Raw genomic sequence first — 15371 nt, forward strand, 5'->3', positions numbered from 1 at the left:
AACCCACAGCCTGTGGACAACCGGCCGCCTCGCCCCCCAATCGCGTTAACATGACGAGAAATCGTCCGGTACCCAGAGCGGACTGGAACGGGAAGGCTTCCGTCGAGTGAGTACAGTCCAGCAGCCAGACCCCAAGGACCGCCCCGCGCGGCTCACCGTGGGCGTGGTCGGAGCCGGCCGGGTCGGTCCCGCGCTCGCCGCGTCGCTCCAGCTCGCCGGGCACCGCCCGGTCGCCGTCTCCGGGGTTTCGGACGCCTCCAGACGGCGCGCCGAGCAGATGCTCCCGGACGTGCCGCTGGTGCCGCCCTCCGAGGTGATGGAGCGCGCCGAACTGGTCCTGCTGACCGTCCCGGACGACACCCTGCCGGGCCTCGTGGAGGGCCTCGCCGAGACGGGGGCCGTACGTCCGGGCCAGCTGCTCGTGCACACCTCCGGGCGGTACGGCACGCGCGTGCTCGACCCCGCCCTGCGCGCCGGGGCCCTGCCGCTCGCCCTGCACCCCGCTATGACCTTCACCGGCACGCCCGTGGACGTCCAGCGCCTGGCCGGATGCTCCTTCGGGGTGACCGCGCCGGCGGAGCTGCGGCTGGCCGCCGAGGCCCTGGTGATCGAGATGGGCGGTGAGCCCGAGTGGGTCGCCGAGGAGATGCGCCCGCTTTACCACGCGGCCCTCGCTCTCGGCGCCAACCACCTGGTCACCCTGGTCGCCCAGTCCATGGAGCTGCTGCGCGCGGCGGGCGTCGGGGCCCCCGACCGCATGCTCGGCCCGCTGCTCGGCGCCGCCCTGGACAACGCGCTGCGCTCCGGCGACGCGGCGCTCACCGGCCCCGTCGCGCGCGGAGACGCGGGCACGGTCGCCGCGCACGTCTCCGAGCTGCGCAGGCACGCCCCCCAGACCGTCGCCGGCTACCTGGCGATGGCCCGCGCCACCGCCGACCGGGCCCTGGCCCACGGACTGCTGAAGCCGGAGCTGGCCGAGGACCTGCTCGGGGTCCTCGCCGACGGCACCGACCTGCCCGAGAACGGGGAAGACCGATGAGCCGCCGCCCCTTCGAACTCGCCCCCACGGTGGACGACCTGCGGTACGTCCAGGACCGCTACGGGGTGCCGGGACGCACCGCCGTCGTGATGACCATGGGTGCTCTGCACGAGGGCCACGCCACCCTGATCCGGGCGGCGCGCAAGCACGTCGGCAGCAAGGGTCTCGTGATCGTCACCGTCTTCGTCAACCCGCTCCAGTTCGGCGCGGGCGAGGACCTCGACCGCTACCCGCGCACCCTGGACGCCGACCTGAAGATCGCCGAGCAGTCCGGCGCGGACGTGGTGTTCGCCCCCTCCGTGGACGAGGTGTACCCGGGCGGCGAGCCCCAGGTGCGGATCTCCGCGGGGCCCATGGGGCAGCGCCTGGAAGGTGCCTCCCGCCCGGGCCACTTCGACGGCATGCTCACCGTCGTCGCCAAGCTGCTCCACCTCACACGCCCCGACGTGGCCCTGTACGGGCAGAAGGACGCCCAGCAGCTCGCCCTGATCCGCCGGATGGTGCGGGACCTGAACTTCGGCGTGGAGATCGTCGGCGTGCCCACCGTGCGCGAGGAGGACGGGCTGGCCCTGTCCAGCCGCAACCGGTACCTCTCGCCCCAGGAGCGGCACACCGCGCTCGCCCTGTCCCGCGCCCTGTTCGCGGGCCGCGACCGGCACGCCGCCCAGGAGGCGCTGCGCGCGCGTGCCCTGGAGGTGCCCGCCACGCACGCGCGTGCCGAGGCCCTGAGCGCCATAGGCGAGTCGCGTGCCGCCGCCGACGCGCACGCCGTCGCCAAGGCCGCGCCCGGCGGTCCCGCCGCCGTCCGCGCCGCCGCGAAGCTCGTCCTGGACGAGGCCGCCCAGCTGGACCCGCCCCTGGTGCTGGACTACCTGGCACTGGTCGACCCGTCGGACTTCACCGACGTCCCCGACGGCTTCACCGGCGAGGCGGTCCTCGCCGTCGCCGCCCGGGTCGGGACGACCCGGCTGATCGACAACATCCCGCTCTCCTTCGGAGCACCCGAACCCGTCGACCCTCACGGAGCCGCCTCGTGACCGGCACAGGCATACGACTGCACGCGCCCGCCCCGGGCTGGTCCATCCCCGCCGACGTCGTGGTGGTGGGTTCCGGCGTGGCCGGCCTCACCGCGGCGCTTCGCTGCGACGCCGCCGGCCTGAACACGGTCGTCGTCACCAAGGCGCGCCTCGACGACGGCTCCACCCGCTGGGCGCAGGGCGGCATCGCGGCGGCCCTCGGCGAGGGCGACAGCCCCGAGCAGCACCTGGACGACACCCTGGTCGCGGGCGCGGGCCTGTGCGACGAGGAGGCCGTCCGCATCCTCGTCACCGAGGGTCCCGACGCCGTACGGCGGCTGATCTCCACCGGCGCGCACTTCGACACCGACGACGAGGGCGGGATCGAGCTCACCCGCGAGGGCGGGCACCACCGCCGCCGCATCGCGCACGCGGGCGGCGACGCGACCGGCGCCGAGATCTCCCGGGCGCTGGTGGAGGCGGTACGCGCGCGTGGGCTGCGCACGATCGAGAACGCGCTGGTCCTGGACCTGCTCACGGACGCCGACGGCCGTACCGCGGGCGTGACCCTGCACGTCATGGGCGAGGGCCAGCACGACGGCGTGGGCGCCGTGCACGCGCCCGCCGTGGTCCTCGCCACCGGCGGCATGGGCCAGGTCTTCTCCGCGACCACCAACCCCTCGGTGTCCACCGGCGACGGCGTGGCGCTCGCCCTGCGCGCGGGCGCCGAGGTCAGCGACCTGGAGTTCGTGCAGTTCCACCCGACCGTGCTGTTCCTCGGCCCGGACGCGGAGGGGCAGCAGCCCCTCGTCTCCGAGGCGGTCCGCGGCGAGGGCGCCCACCTGGTGGACGCCGACGGGGTGCGCTTCATGGTCGGTCAGCACGAGCTGGCGGAGCTCGCGCCCCGGGACATCGTCGCCAAGGGCATCACGCGCCGGATGCAGGAGCAGGACGCCGAGCACATGTTCCTCGACGCCCGCCACTTCGGCGCCGACATGTGGGAGCACCGCTTCCCGACGATCCTGGCCGCCTGCCGCGCCAACGGCATCGATCCGGTCACCGAGCCCGTCCCGGTCGCCCCGGCGGCGCACTACGCCTCCGGGGGCGTGCGCACCGACTCCCACGGCCGGACCACCGTGCCGGGCCTGTACGCGTGCGGCGAGGTCGCCTGCACGGGCGTCCACGGCGCCAACCGGCTCGCCTCCAACTCCCTCCTGGAGGGCCTGGTCTACGCCGAGCGCATCGCCGCCGACATCGCCCGGGACCAGACGGAGAACGGCCTCCACGCGCGCGTGCCGGAGCCGGTCCCGTACTCGGAGAAGCCGGCGCACCCGCTGCTCGGCCCCGAGGCCCGCTTCGCGATCCAGCGGATCATGACGGAGGGCGCGGGCGTGCTGCGCTCCGCCGAATCCCTGGCCAAGGCCGCCGACCAGCTCCAGCGGCTGCACACCGAGGCCCGCGACGCCCTCCACGAGAACGGCAAGACGGCCGAGCCCGGCGTCGACACCTGGGAGGCCACCAACCTCCTGTGCGTGGCCCGCGTCCTGGTGGCCGCCGCCCTCCTGCGCGAGGAGACCCGCGGCTGCCACTGGCGCGAGGACCGGGCCGACCGCGACGACGCGAGCTGGCGCCGCCACATCGTCGTACGGCTGAATCCCGACAGATCGCTGGCCGTGCACACCACGGACACCGCAGACTTCCCCCCGACCTTCCAGCGTCCTCAGGAGCAGTGACCGAAGTGAGTACCCCCGACCTCCCTCTCGCCTCCAACGGCGGCTGCGGCGACGGCTGCGCCTGCGGCGCGGACGGCGACGAGGAATACCTGGAGTGCGGGCTCGACCCCGCGCTCGCCCAGCTCCTGGCCGACGCCGGTCTCGACCCGGTGGAGGTCGAGGACATCGCCAACGTCGCCATCCAGGAGGACCTGGACCACGGCGTGGACGTGACGACGGTCGCGACGATCCCCGAGGACGCGGTCGCCACCGGCGACTTCACCGCGCGCGAGGCGGGCGTCGTGGCGGGCCTCAGGGTCGCCGAGGCCGTCATCTCCGTGGTGTGCACCGACGAGTTCGAGGTCGAGCGCCACGTGGACGACGGTGACCGGGTGGAGGCCGGCCAGAAGCTGCTGACCGTCACCACCCGCACCCGGGACCTGCTCACCGCCGAGCGCAGCGCGCTGAACATCCTGTGCCGCCTGTCCGGCATCGCGACGGCCACGCGCGCGTGGGCGGACGCCCTGGAGGGCACCAAGACGCGCGTACGGGACACCCGCAAGACGACGCCGGGGCTGCGCTCCCTGGAGAAGTTCGCGGTCCGCTGCGGCGGTGGCGTCAACCACCGCATGTCCCTCTCGGACGCGGCCCTGGTGAAGGACAACCACGTCGTCGCGGCCGGAGGCGTGGCCCAGGCCTTCCAGGCGGTCCGTGAGATGTTCCCGGACGTGCCGATCGAGGTCGAGGTCGACACCCTGCACCAGCTGCGCGAGGTCGTCGACGCGGGCGCGGACCTGATCCTCCTGGACAACTTCACGCCCACCGAGTGCGAGGAGGCGGTGGCGATCGTCAAGGGCCGCGCCCTGCTGGAGGCCTCGGGCCGCCTGACCCTGGGGAACGCCAAGGCGTACGCGGACACGGGCGTCGACTTCCTGGCGGTCGGCGCGCTCACGCACTCCTCCCCGATCCTGGACATCGGCCTGGACCTGCGAGCGGCGGAGTAGGTAGAGCCCCATGCTGCTGACCATCGACGTAGGCAACACGCACACCGTCCTCGGCCTGTTCGACGGCGAGGACATCGTGGAGCACTGGCGCATCTCCACAGACGGCCGCCGCACGGCCGACGAGCTGGCGGTCCTCCTCCAGGGCCTGATGGGCATGCACCCGCTCCTCGGCGAGGACCTGGGCGAGGGCATCGACGGCATCGCGATCTGCTCGACGGTCCCGTCCGTCCTGCACGAACTGCGCGAGGTCACCCGCCGCTACTACGGCGACGTCCCCGCCGTCCTGGTCGAACCCGGCATCAAGACCGGCGTGCCGATCCTGATGGACAACCCCAAGGAGGTCGGCGCGGACCGCATCATCAACGCGGTCGCGGCGGTCGAGCTCTACGGGGGCCCGGCGATCGTGGTGGACTTCGGCACGGCGACGACGTTCGACGCGGTCTCGGCGCGCGGCGAGTACGCGGGCGGCGTCATCGCCCCCGGCATCGAGATCTCCGTCGAGGCCCTGGGAGTGCGCGGCGCCCAGCTCCGCAAGATCGAACTGGCCCGGCCGCGCGCGGTGATCGGCAAGAACACGGTCGAGGCGATGCAGGCGGGCATCGTCTACGGCTTCGCGGGCCAGGTGGACGGCGTGGTCACCCGCATGGCCAGAGAACTGGCGGACGACCCGGACGACGTCACGGTCATCGCGACGGGCGGCCTTGCTCCCATGGTCCTGGGCGAGTCGGCGGTGATCGACGAACACGAACCATGGCTGACACTGATCGGCCTGCGGTTGGTCTACGAACGGAACGTTTCCCGTATGGGGGGCTGAGCGCCCCTCCAGGGGCGCGGGGCTGTGTCGATGTGCGGCTGCGCCGCGTCGGCGCGACGAGCCACGAGGCAGCACCCGCCGACGGACGAACAGTTCGACGGCGGGCAGGCGCACCCGCGCCCCCACCTGGGGGAACCCCATAGCGACACGGCACCCGGAGAGATCCGTTTTGTCCGATTAGCGGTAGCGTCCCCGCATGCCCACGCCACACGGATCCCGAGGCGCCCTGGCCTTCGGCGCGGAGGAGCTGCGCGTGCTCCGCCGCGCCCTCGCCCTGGCCCTGAACCCCCGCACCGCTTCCGCCGAGGACGTCCAGGACTGCCTCCGCCTCGCCGAGTCCGTCGACGCGGCGGTGCGCGAGGGGGACCGCCTGAGGGCCTTCCTGCTGGCCGACCTCGCCCGCTACCGCGCCGCCCTCCCGGGCGCCGCAGGCGGCTATCTCACGCTCCTCCAGGACGCTCTGCGCGCCGGCTACCGCCCTGCCCCGGACGACCTCGCCGCGCTGCGCGCCCTGCGCGGCACCCCGCTGGCCGCCGCCCTGCTCGACCGCTGCCGGGCCCTGGTGCCCCAACAGGCGACGTTCGACCCGTCGCGACGCACGCCCGGTGCGAGGACTTCGGCACCGGCCGGGCCCGGGGACGCGCGCACCTCACTGCCCGCAGGGCCGCGGCCCCCGTCTGCCGGGCGCGTCTGACGGCGCTTCCCGGCGGCCGTGCGAGCGAGGAGGAGCGGCCGGAGGAGCCGACCCGCAAACCCGAGCGGAAGCCCGAGCGCAAGCCGGAGAAGCCCGCTCCCCGCCGTGAGCCGCAGGCCCCGCGCCCGTCGCGCCGCCCGATCCCGACCCCCGGCGAGGTCTTCCCGCCGAAGCGGAAGCCGAGCCCCCCGGCCCAGTCCCACGGGCAGCTCGCGGCCGGCTAGGGCCGGTCGAACCGACAGGCCCCGGATCGGGCGCAATCCGGTGACGCCCACCCGACCGGGATCCTTCGGACACCCCTGGCTACTCTTGACGCATGGACTACGTCTCCGCGCTCGTGCCCCCGGTCGTCATGGCCGTGTTCTTCATCGGGCTCATCCGGGTGATCGTGAAGACCCAGGGCGGCGCCAACAAGGCCAAGGAGGACGCCGCCGTCGACGCGGCCCTCGCGCACGCGGAAAGCGCTCCCCAGAAGTCCGGGGACGCCGACGCCTGATCCCCCTTTTTTTGCGGCCCTCGGGCCTTCCGGGCGGCACCCCGTGCCACCGGGCGTACGACTCATGCCCTGAGTGCGTTTAGGAGTCGTACGCCCTTTTTGCTGTGGTTTGTCGCGTAAGTGCACGTCCCGCAAGCCATTGGTGACTTCTCCCACTATTGTGCTAAGCGTGCCTCGCCCATTGGGAGAACTCGAAGACGCGGTCATGACGCGGGTGTGGAAGTGGAACCGCCCGGTGACCGTTCGAGAAGTCCTGGAAGACCTTCAGCAGGAACGGTCCATCGCCTACACCACGGTGATGACCGTTTTGGACAATCTCCATCAGAAGGGCTGGGTCCGCCGGGAAGCGGAAGGCCGGGCCTATCGATATGAGGCGGTCTCCACCCGCGCCGCCTACGCGGCCGCCCTGATGAACGACGCCTGGTCGCAGAGCGACAACCCGGCCGCCGCGCTTGTCGCCTTCTTCGGGATGATGAGCGACGAACAGAGACAGGCACTCCGTGACGCGATGCGCATCGTGCAGGGCCCGGAGAGCACCCCGGAGCCCCCGAGTGCCGAAACGGGCCCCGAGAACCCGGCCGGGACGCCCGAGGAGAACAACCCCGCCTCGGCGGAGGGCGACATGGGGCGATAGCGTCCGCTCATGCCAGCGAAGCGCCCCGAAGCCACCACAAAAGCCATCACTGTCCGACGGGCCAGGACGAGCGATGTCCCGGCGGTGCGCCGCCTCCTCGACTCCTACGTCCGCCGCGGCATCCTGCTCGACAAAGCGACCGTCACGCTTTACGAGGACATCCAGGAGTTCTGGGTCGCGGAACGCGACGACAACGGCGAGGTCGTGGGCTGCGGCGCCTTGCACGTCATGTGGGAGGACCTGGCGGAAGTCCGCACTCTCGCGGTGATGCCGGAGGCCAGGGGCCTGGGCGTGGGCCACCAGTTGCTGGAGAAGTTGCTGCAGACCGCGAGGTGGCTCGGTGTTCGCCGCGTTTTCTGTCTCACCTTCGAAGTCGACTTCTTCGGGAAGCACGGCTTCGTGGAGATCGGCGAGACGCCCGTCGACCAGGATGTCTACGCCGAGCTGTTGCGTTCCTATGACGAGGGCGTGGCGGAGTTCCTCGGTCTCGAACGAGTGAAACCGAACACCTTGGGCAACAGCCGGATGCTTCTGCATCTGTGATCGCCGGGCGATCCCAGGGGACTATTCAGCCCGCGCTTCAGCCTGAAGACGTTGCCCAGGTTCCCTATGTCCGAAACGCGCATGTTTCCGGTCTCCCGGCCGTCCGTCAGTCTCTCCCGGGGGGTTTGTGTTTTTCCGGCAAAAGCGGTTTGCTTTCCGACGTACTGCAGTACTGCATATAACAGGGGACGCGAAACGGGCGGCACCGGCCGCAGACCCTCGGCCCTGAAGTTATCGATGAAAGGAAATCCGGTGGCACAGAAGGTTCAGGTCCTTCTTGTCGACGACCTCGACGGTGGCGAGGCTGACGAGACCGTCACGTTCGCACTGGACGGCAAGACGTACGAGATCGATCTCACGACCGCCAACGCGGACAAGCTGCGCGGCCTTCTCGAGCCGTACGTGAAGGGCGGCCGTCGTACCGGAGGCCGTGCTTCGGGTGGGCGTGGAAAGGCCCGTGCGGCCGCTTCCGGTGGCAGCCAGGACACCGCGCAGATCCGCGCCTGGGCGAAGGAGAACGGTTACGAGGTCAACGACCGTGGCCGTGTTCCGGCGACCATCCGCGAGGCCTACGAGAAGGCGATGGGCTGAGCGCACGCGCGCCGCAGCCGGACCCGGTGGCACTGTGTCGCCACCGTGTCGACCAGCCGTACCAGATCGGGGGCGCCCCCACCGCCCCCCACGGCCGACAGCGTCGGCAGCACCTGTTCGACCTCGCACCCCGGCTCGGGGGGCCGCAGCCAGACGGCGGCCCCCTGTGAAACGGCCCGGTCCAGGGGAAGCGCCCGGGATCCCGGGGTGCCGGCCGGATCCGGCACCGAAGCGGGGGCCCATCCCGGCGGCAGCGGCGCCTCCGTCCGCCCGCCCGCGCCGGTGACCGTGAGGTCCAGGGCCAGCGCCCCCCACTCCAGCCAGTCGAGCAGCCCCGGCAGCTCCTCCGCGCTGCCCGCCGCCACCAGCAGCCGCATCCGCCCGGCGCACAACGCGACCGGCGACGCGGGCCCCAGATGCCTCAGCGCGGCGAAACCGGCCTCCGCGGGCGCCTCCAGCACGTCGAAACGCACCCCGGTGACCAACCGAAGCGGCTCTCCGGGCGCCGTTGCCCAGCCCAGCTCATGCTCGTACCACTGACGCACCGCGGCGCTCGTGCCGCGATCGAGTGGCCTTCGTGGAGGCGGCACCGGGAGGACCGTGTGGACCATGTACGGAGCAACCGCCCGAGCCGGCGTCGGGTTACGCTGGGTGGCCGATCGATTGCGCCGAGTGCCGAGAAAAGGGGCGTACGGGGGCGTTCGGCGGCGCAAGGATGTTCGCCCGTAGCGGAGGGAAACGGTGCGCGCGGCATGGAGTGTCGGTGTCGGCGGGTAAGACATCCCTAGTGGGAGGGGGCGTTGCGCGGGAGAGGTCGTCTCACGTTCGCCATCGGCGTACTGGCGAGTGGGGTATCTGCCTGGCCTGCGGGAACATCGTCTCGCACCATCGGGTTGGAGCAGATGTCGGCGTTCGGGGTCAGGAGGCCATCGACGGTGTCGGCAGTTGGAATGAGCGGTCCCCGCTTGCGGGACTAAGCTGCGGAAGGACAGGGAGGGGAAGTTCCCCCCCACTGCCTGACCGCTCTGAGGAGCGATTAACGATGTTCGAGAGGTTCACCGACCGCGCGCGGCGGGTTGTCGTCCTGGCTCAGGAAGAAGCCCGGATGCTCAACCACAACTACATCGGCACCGAGCACATCCTCCTGGGCCTGATCCACGAGGGTGAGGGTGTCGCCGCTAAGGCCCTGGAGAGCCTCGGGATTTCGCTCGAGGCGGTCCGCCAGCAGGTGGAGGAGATCATCGGCCAGGGCCAGCAGGCCCCGTCCGGGCACATCCCCTTCACCCCCCGTGCCAAGAAGGTCCTGGAGCTGTCGCTCCGAGAGGCCCTTCAGCTGGGCCACAACTACATCGGCACGGAGCACATCCTGCTCGGCCTGATCCGCGAGGGCGAGGGCGTCGCCGCCCAGGTCCTGGTCAAGCTCGGAGCAGACCTCAACCGTGTCCGCCAGCAGGTCATCCAGCTGCTGTCGGGCTACCAGGGCAAGGAGACCGCCGCCGCGGGCGGCCCGGCCGAGGGCACGCCCTCGACCTCTCTCGTCCTGGACCAGTTCGGCCGGAACCTCACCCAGGCCGCTCGTGAGTCCAAGCTCGACCCGGTCATCGGGCGCGAGAAGGAGATCGAGCGGGTCATGCAGGTGCTGTCCCGCCGTACCAAGAACAACCCGGTGCTCATCGGCGAGCCCGGCGTCGGCAAGACGGCGGTCGTCGAGGGCCTGGCGCAGGCCATCGTCAAGGGCGAGGTGCCCGAGACCCTCAAGGACAAGCACCTCTACACCCTCGACCTGGGCGCGCTGGTCGCCGGCTCCCGCTACCGCGGTGACTTCGAGGAGCGCCTGAAGAAGGTGCTCAAGGAGATCCGCACCCGCGGCGACATCATCCTGTTCATCGACGAGCTGCACACGCTGGTCGGTGCGGGCGCCGCCGAGGGCGCCATCGACGCGGCCTCCATCCTGAAGCCGATGCTGGCCCGCGGTGAGCTGCAGACCATCGGCGCCACCACGCTGGACGAGTACCGCAAGCACCTGGAGAAGGACGCGGCCCTGGAGCGCCGCTTCCAGCCCATCCAGGTCGCGGAGCCGTCCCTGCCGCACACCATCGAGATCCTCAAGGGCCTGCGCGACCGCTACGAGGCGCACCACCGCGTCTCCATCACGGACGAGGCCCTGGTCCAGGCCGCCACCCTGGCCGACCGCTACATCTCGGACCGCTTCCTGCCGGACAAGGCGATCGACCTGATCGACGAGGCCGGTTCCCGGATGCGCATCCGCCGGATGACCGCGCCGCCGGACCTTCGCGAGTTCGACGAGAAGATCGCGGCCGTCCGCCGGGACAAGGAGTCCGCGATCGACTCCCAGGACTTCGAGAAGGCGGCTTCTCTCCGCGACAAGGAGAAGCAGCTGCTCGCCGCGAAGGCCAAGCGGGAGAAGGAGTGGAAGGCCGGCGACATGGACGTCGTCGCCGAGGTCGACGGCGAGCTGATCGCCGAGGTGCTGGCCACGGCCACGGGCATCCCGGTCTTCAAGCTGACCGAGGAGGAGTCCAGCCGCCTGCTCCGCATGGAGGACGAGCTCCACAAGCGGGTCATCGGCCAGGTGGACGCCGTCAAGGCGCTGTCGAAGGCGATCCGCCGTACGCGTGCGGGCCTGAAGGACCCGAAGCGTCCGGGTGGTTCGTTCATCTTCGCCGGCCCGTCCGGTGTCGGTAAGACCGAGCTGTCCAAGGCGCTGGCGGAGTTCCTGTTCGGTGACGAGGACGCGCTGATCTCCCTCGACATGTCGGAGTTCAGCGAGAAGCACACGGTGTCGCGTCTCTTCGGTTCGCCCCCCGGTTACGTGGGCTACGAGGAGGGCGGCCAGCTGACGGAGAAGGTGCGCCGCAAGCCGTTCTCGGTGGTCCTCTTCGACGAGGTCGAGAAGGCCCACCCGGACATCTTCAACTCGCTGCTGCAGATCCTGGAGGACGGTCGCCTGACCGACTCCCAGGGCCGGGTCGTGGACTTCAAGAACACGGTCATCATCATGACGACCAACCTCGGCACCCGGGACATCTCCAAGGGCTTCAACCTCGGCTTCGCCGCCGCGGGTGACACGAAGACCAACTACGAGCGCATGAAGAACAAGGTCTCGGACGAGCTCAAGCAGCACTTCCGGCCCGAGTTCCTCAACCGCGTCGACGACGTGGTGGTCTTCCCGCAGCTGACTCAGACCGACATCCTGGCGATCGTCGACCTGATGATCAGCAAGGTCGACGAGCGGCTCAAGGACCGGGACATGGGCATCGAGCTCGCCCAGTCCGCCAAGGAGCTGCTGGCGAAGAAGGGCTACGACCCCGTGCTGGGCGCCCGGCCGCTGCGCCGCACGATCCAGCGCGAGATCGAGGACACGCTGTCCGAGAAGATCCTTTTCGGAGAGCTGCGTCCGGGCCACATCGTGGTCGTCGACACGGAAGGCGAGGGCGACGCCCAGAAGTTCACCTTCCGTGGTGAGGAGAAGTCGGCTCTGCCGGACGTTCCGCCGATCGAGCAGGCGGCCGGTGGCGGTCCGAACCTGAGCAAGGACTGACCCCTGCGGGGGTGAGACGGAAAGGGGCTGCTCCGGGACTTCGGTCCCGGGGCAGCCCCTTTTCCGTGTGCGGTCACAGCACGCTGTCGGTGCGTTCGATGACGGGCCGGACCGGCAGAAGGTCCAGGACGTGATCCGGGAGGCCGGACACGTCCGGGGCGAGGCGAAGGGTGAGGTCTTGCACTCCGGGGAAGAGCGTGGGGAGTTTCGAGAGGTCCTCGGTCCCGGTGAACGTGTTCAGCCGCAGCCGGGTGACCCGGGGCAGAACGGGGCCCGCTTCCCAGCCGGTGGCATTCCAGATGAGCCGCAGATCCTCCAGGGCAGGCAGGGCGGCGATCTCCTCGAAGTGCTCCGGGGGAAGCTCTTTCGGAAGGGAGGCCAGACTCATCCTCTTCACCGTGTGCAGGTGCCGAAGCCCGCGCAGTCCGGTGAACCGCAGTGCCTTTTCGGAGAGTCGAAGGTATTCCAGGGGGTGCTCTCGGGGGAGGACCGTGTCGAGGGAGTCGCCGTGCAGCCGGATACTGAGGTCGAGCCCCGTCACGGTGGGCCCGAGCCGGGCCAGTGCCTCCGGCGTCCCCAGACGGGAGTTGCCGTGCAGCGACAGCAGGGTGATCGGCAGTTCCGCGAGCGGCGAGAGATCGTCGACGTCCGGGTCCAGGCTTCCGAGATCCAGTTCGTTCAGCCGCCCCTGATCGGAGAGACAGCTCAGGTCCCGCAATGCGGGGTTGTCGCGGACGACCAGCTTGCGCACCTGGTCCGGGCGGAGTGCGGCCCGGATGTCGTCCGAGCCGATGTCGCCGACGATCTGGAGCAGGGACGGCCCGCCCAAGTCCCGTAGAACGCGCAGCTCGGCCGCCGAGTGCGCCGCGAAGTACAGGCCCTTGGGCCGCAGATGCGCGATCACCTCCTCCGCGTACCGCTCGGTGTGGAAGCGGTGCCAGGTCCACGTCAGTTGCGCCCGCACGGACAGGGCGTGATGCGACCGGAACCGGGCCAGTACCGGGATGGCCGCCTCGGTGCCGATCAGCGACGCGGTGATGGCCACCGCCCTCGCCTCCGCGTCCGTCAGCCCCTCCGGGCCCGGAAGCAGTTCCAGGACGAGGGGGCCGGCCTCGGCGAGGGCGCGGGCCTCCGCCGTCGTACGGGGCGGGATGAGCGCGGCGGCCTCGGACTCCACCCGGGTGCGGACACGGGGATCGAGTTCCGTCGCGTGTTCGAGCGAGGCGAGCGCCAGGAGCCGGATACGCGTCGCGGCCGCTGCCGGGGCCCGGTCGGCGGAGGCGCTCAGGTCGTCCAGCAGTTCGGCCCTCTCCCGCGGCCGTGCGTGCGCCACCGCCATGCGGATCACGTCCGCCCACTGTTCGTCGGCGGCGCCCCGCACCAGCAGCCCGAAGTCCCCGTCCTCGACCGCCGCCTTCGCGCCCAGGTAGTCCTGGAAGGTGCGGTGGACGAACTCGACCGTACCGGGGACGGGTTCGCGCAGCAGCCCGCTGCGGACCAGGAGGTGGCGCAGGATCTGTCCGGCGTCGCCCTGGGAGGCGGCGGCCGGCAGCGAGGGCAGCACGTCGGCGATGATCCGCTCCGCGCGCTCACGGTCCATCTCGGACTGGTTGTTGCGGATCAGCCAGTACGCAAGGCGCTGCAGCAGCTGGATCTGCGGGGCCTCGGTCAGGTGGATGCCGTCCTGCCGGACGAACATGTCCCGCTCCTCGTCGCGCCGCGCCAGCAGCATCGACAGGGCCGCCTCGTACAACTCCTGCCTGCCGTGCGGCAGATACCCCCGCCGGTCCCGGTGCAGGGCGCAGATCAGCCCGCACATCAGCGGGTTGGTGGCGAGCCGGCCGAGGTCCGGCTTGGTGCGTACGGCGTCCAGGAGCGAGTGTTCGTAGTCGTCGAGGCGGTCGGTGTCGGGGGCGCCGACGCGGGCCGCGGTGTGCCAGCGGCGGACGAACGCGGCGACGTCGTCGCGGCCCATGGGGGCGAGGGAGAGTTCGGTGAAGCCGTCGGCGGCGAGCCAGTCCTCGCGTACGGCGGAGGGGCGCGAGGTCACGAGCCACTGGTTGCCGGGGTAGACGTCGAGCAGTTCGCGCAGCCAGCGCCGGGTGCGTTCCCGTTCGCGCTCGGGGATCTCGTCGACGCCGTCGACGAGCAGGAGCGCGCGGCGGGCGGTGAGGACCCGGTCGGCCCAGCCGGGCGGCTGGGTGGCGTGGAAGGGGACGCGGACGGCGTCCAGGAAGGCGTCGGGCGCCGGCAGTCCGCCGGGGCGGCGCAGGAGGGTGCGCAGCGGCAGGACGAACGGGATCCGGTCGCCGCGCTCACCGCGGGCCGCCGTCACCGCGAGCCACTGCACCAGCGTGGTCTTGCCGGAGCCGGCGACCCCGCGCAGCAGGACCCGGTCGTGACCGGTGAGGGCCTGGTCGGCGGACAGGGCTGCGGAGGCGGTGGCGATACGGGCGTCGGTCTCGTGGTCCGGGCGCAGTGCCTGGAGGCTGAGGTAGGCCGTGTCGAGGGGCCAGCGTTCCGGGGAGTTGACGAGATCGATTCCGTAGATGGTCAGGTGGCTGTGCTTGGTGGCGACATAGGCGAGGTAGCGCTGGTCGAAGGCCGGGTCGGTGCCGCCGGTGGGCGGGGTGCGGGCGATCAGCTCGTCGATCTTCGCGATGATCTCGGCCTGCCGCCGGGTCTGTTCGACGAGGGTGCGGGGGACAAAGGTGGACCGCTGCGTGAAGAAGTGCAGGATGTGCAGGCAGGCGATCTCCAGGACGCGCTCGTAGAAGAGGGTGGCGTCGAGGGAGAGGTGGCGGTCGGGGGTGCCGCTCGCGGCCCGCAGGTGCAGGGCGAGGGTCTGGTGACCCAGTCGCACGGCCTGGACGTCGGTCATGTCGAGGTCGCCGAGGGCATGCAGGGTGGTGGCCAGGGCGAGGACGACGGCGGGTGTCTCGTCCTCGGGCAGCGGGCGCTCGCCCTCCGCCGTGACGGCCCGCCTGACCAGCTCGGCGGCGAGCTTGGTGAGCTCCTTCTCGGCGAGGGCGCGCTTCTCGCCGCGGAACGAGACGAACTGCGAGACGCGCACCGGCTTGTCGACGAGCCCGGCGCCGGGCCCCTCCGTGACGAAGAGCCGCTTCACGAGCGGGGTGACCACGCTGGAGGCCACCTTGACGCCCAGGGCCGCTGGATCCATCTGCTCCCCCGTACTCGGTCCGTGACGGTGGGTCAGCCTAGCGGGCCCGCCGGGTGACATGCCGCACAGGGGAAGTGGCTGGTAC

The 15371-nt window shown here is 71.3% G+C and carries 12 protein-coding genes and 1 pseudogene; 11 read left to right on the forward strand and 2 right to left on the reverse strand.

The window, feature by feature from the left end:
* Positions 1 to 106: 106 nt before the first annotated feature.
* From N8I84_RS22690 to N8I84_RS22735, 10 genes and pseudogenes are all read left to right on the forward strand, one after another.
* Entirely contained in the window at positions 107 to 1039 is a 933-nt protein-coding gene (locus N8I84_RS22690; RefSeq protein WP_263231226.1) for a Rossmann-like and DUF2520 domain-containing protein, read from the forward strand.
* Positions 1036 to 2076, forward strand: a complete 1041-nt coding sequence (gene panC / locus N8I84_RS22695) for a pantoate--beta-alanine ligase (RefSeq protein WP_263231227.1) — start codon at positions 1036 to 1038, stop codon at positions 2074 to 2076. Before N8I84_RS22690 ends, panC begins: the two co-directional genes overlap by 4 nt.
* The gene (locus tag N8I84_RS22700) at positions 2073 to 3788 is read left to right on the forward strand and encodes an L-aspartate oxidase (protein WP_263231228.1); all 1716 of its coding nucleotides are present in this window, start codon (positions 2073 to 2075) and stop codon (positions 3786 to 3788) included. Before panC ends, N8I84_RS22700 begins: the two co-directional genes overlap by 4 nt.
* A 5-nt stretch (positions 3789 to 3793) precedes the next feature.
* Positions 3794 to 4771 carry a carboxylating nicotinate-nucleotide diphosphorylase gene (gene nadC / locus N8I84_RS22705; RefSeq protein ID WP_263234859.1) on the forward strand — a complete coding sequence of 326 codons (978 nt, stop codon included), beginning with the start codon at positions 3794 to 3796 and terminating at the stop codon, positions 4769 to 4771.
* Positions 4772 to 4781: 10 nt separating this feature from the next.
* The gene (locus N8I84_RS22710) at positions 4782 to 5585 is read left to right on the forward strand and encodes a type III pantothenate kinase (RefSeq protein WP_263231230.1); all 804 of its coding nucleotides are present in this window, start codon (positions 4782 to 4784) and stop codon (positions 5583 to 5585) included.
* Positions 5586 to 5781: 196 nt separating this feature from the next.
* Positions 5782 to 6503: pseudogene (locus tag N8I84_RS22715) on the forward strand (hypothetical protein).
* Between the two features lie 92 nt (positions 6504 to 6595).
* The gene (locus N8I84_RS22720) at positions 6596 to 6775 is read left to right on the forward strand and encodes a hypothetical protein (protein WP_263231232.1); all 180 of its coding nucleotides are present in this window, start codon (positions 6596 to 6598) and stop codon (positions 6773 to 6775) included.
* A gap of 205 nt (positions 6776 to 6980) precedes the next feature.
* Complete coding sequence (locus tag N8I84_RS22725) at positions 6981 to 7409, forward strand: BlaI/MecI/CopY family transcriptional regulator (protein WP_390899048.1); 429 nt, start codon at positions 6981 to 6983, stop codon at positions 7407 to 7409.
* A 9-nt stretch (positions 7410 to 7418) separates the two neighbouring features.
* Positions 7419 to 7952, forward strand: a complete 534-nt coding sequence (locus N8I84_RS22730) for an amino-acid N-acetyltransferase (protein ID WP_200422411.1) — start codon at positions 7419 to 7421, stop codon at positions 7950 to 7952.
* A gap of 252 nt (positions 7953 to 8204) precedes the next feature.
* Positions 8205 to 8543: a histone-like nucleoid-structuring protein Lsr2 gene (locus N8I84_RS22735; RefSeq protein WP_263231234.1), complete on the forward strand. Its 339-nt coding sequence runs from the start codon at positions 8205 to 8207 to the stop codon at positions 8541 to 8543.
* Here N8I84_RS22735 and N8I84_RS22740 read toward each other — a convergent pair.
* Complete coding sequence (locus N8I84_RS22740) at positions 8522 to 9154, reverse strand: SCO3374 family protein (protein WP_263231235.1); 633 nt, start codon at positions 9152 to 9154, stop codon at positions 8522 to 8524. The two genes, N8I84_RS22735 and N8I84_RS22740, sit on opposite strands and share 22 nt — an antisense overlap.
* Positions 9155 to 9585: 431 nt before the next feature.
* Between N8I84_RS22740 and N8I84_RS22745 the strand changes: the two genes are divergently transcribed.
* Positions 9586 to 12105 carry an ATP-dependent Clp protease ATP-binding subunit gene (locus tag N8I84_RS22745; protein WP_263231236.1) on the forward strand — a complete coding sequence of 840 codons (2520 nt, stop codon included), beginning with the start codon at positions 9586 to 9588 and terminating at the stop codon, positions 12103 to 12105.
* 73 nt (positions 12106 to 12178) lie between these two features.
* Here N8I84_RS22745 and N8I84_RS22750 read toward each other — a convergent pair whose 3' ends face one another.
* Positions 12179 to 15286, reverse strand: coding sequence for an NACHT domain-containing protein (locus N8I84_RS22750; RefSeq protein WP_263231237.1), 3108 nt, complete (start codon positions 15284 to 15286; stop codon positions 12179 to 12181).
* Positions 15287 to 15371: the final 85 nt, after the last annotated feature.

It is taken from the genome of Streptomyces cynarae, from assembly GCF_025642135.1.
Taxonomy (GTDB): Bacteria; Actinomycetota; Actinomycetes; order Streptomycetales; family Streptomycetaceae; genus Streptomyces; species Streptomyces cynarae.

What these genes read in the sequence shown, in the direction of transcription:
- panC (WP_263231227.1), top strand. Translation starts at nt 1,036, where the DNA reads ATGAGCCGCCGCCCCTTCGAACTCGCCCCCACGGTGGACGACCTGCGG.
- N8I84_RS22710 (WP_263231230.1), top strand. Translation starts at nt 4,782, where the DNA reads ATGCTGCTGACCATCGACGTAGGCAACACGCACACCGTCCTCGGCCTG.
- N8I84_RS22720 (WP_263231232.1), top strand. Translation starts at nt 6,596, where the DNA reads ATGGACTACGTCTCCGCGCTCGTGCCCCCGGTCGTCATGGCCGTGTTC.
- N8I84_RS22725 (WP_390899048.1), top strand. Translation starts at nt 6,981, where the DNA reads ATGACGCGGGTGTGGAAGTGGAACCGCCCGGTGACCGTTCGAGAAGTC.
- N8I84_RS22730 (WP_200422411.1), top strand. Translation starts at nt 7,419, where the DNA reads ATGCCAGCGAAGCGCCCCGAAGCCACCACAAAAGCCATCACTGTCCGA.
- N8I84_RS22740 (WP_263231235.1), bottom strand. Translation starts at nt 9,154, where the DNA reads ATGGTCCACACGGTCCTCCCGGTGCCGCCTCCACGAAGGCCACTCGAT.
- N8I84_RS22745 (WP_263231236.1), top strand. Translation starts at nt 9,586, where the DNA reads ATGTTCGAGAGGTTCACCGACCGCGCGCGGCGGGTTGTCGTCCTGGCT.
- N8I84_RS22750 (WP_263231237.1), bottom strand. Translation starts at nt 15,286, where the DNA reads ATGGATCCAGCGGCCCTGGGCGTCAAGGTGGCCTCCAGCGTGGTCACC.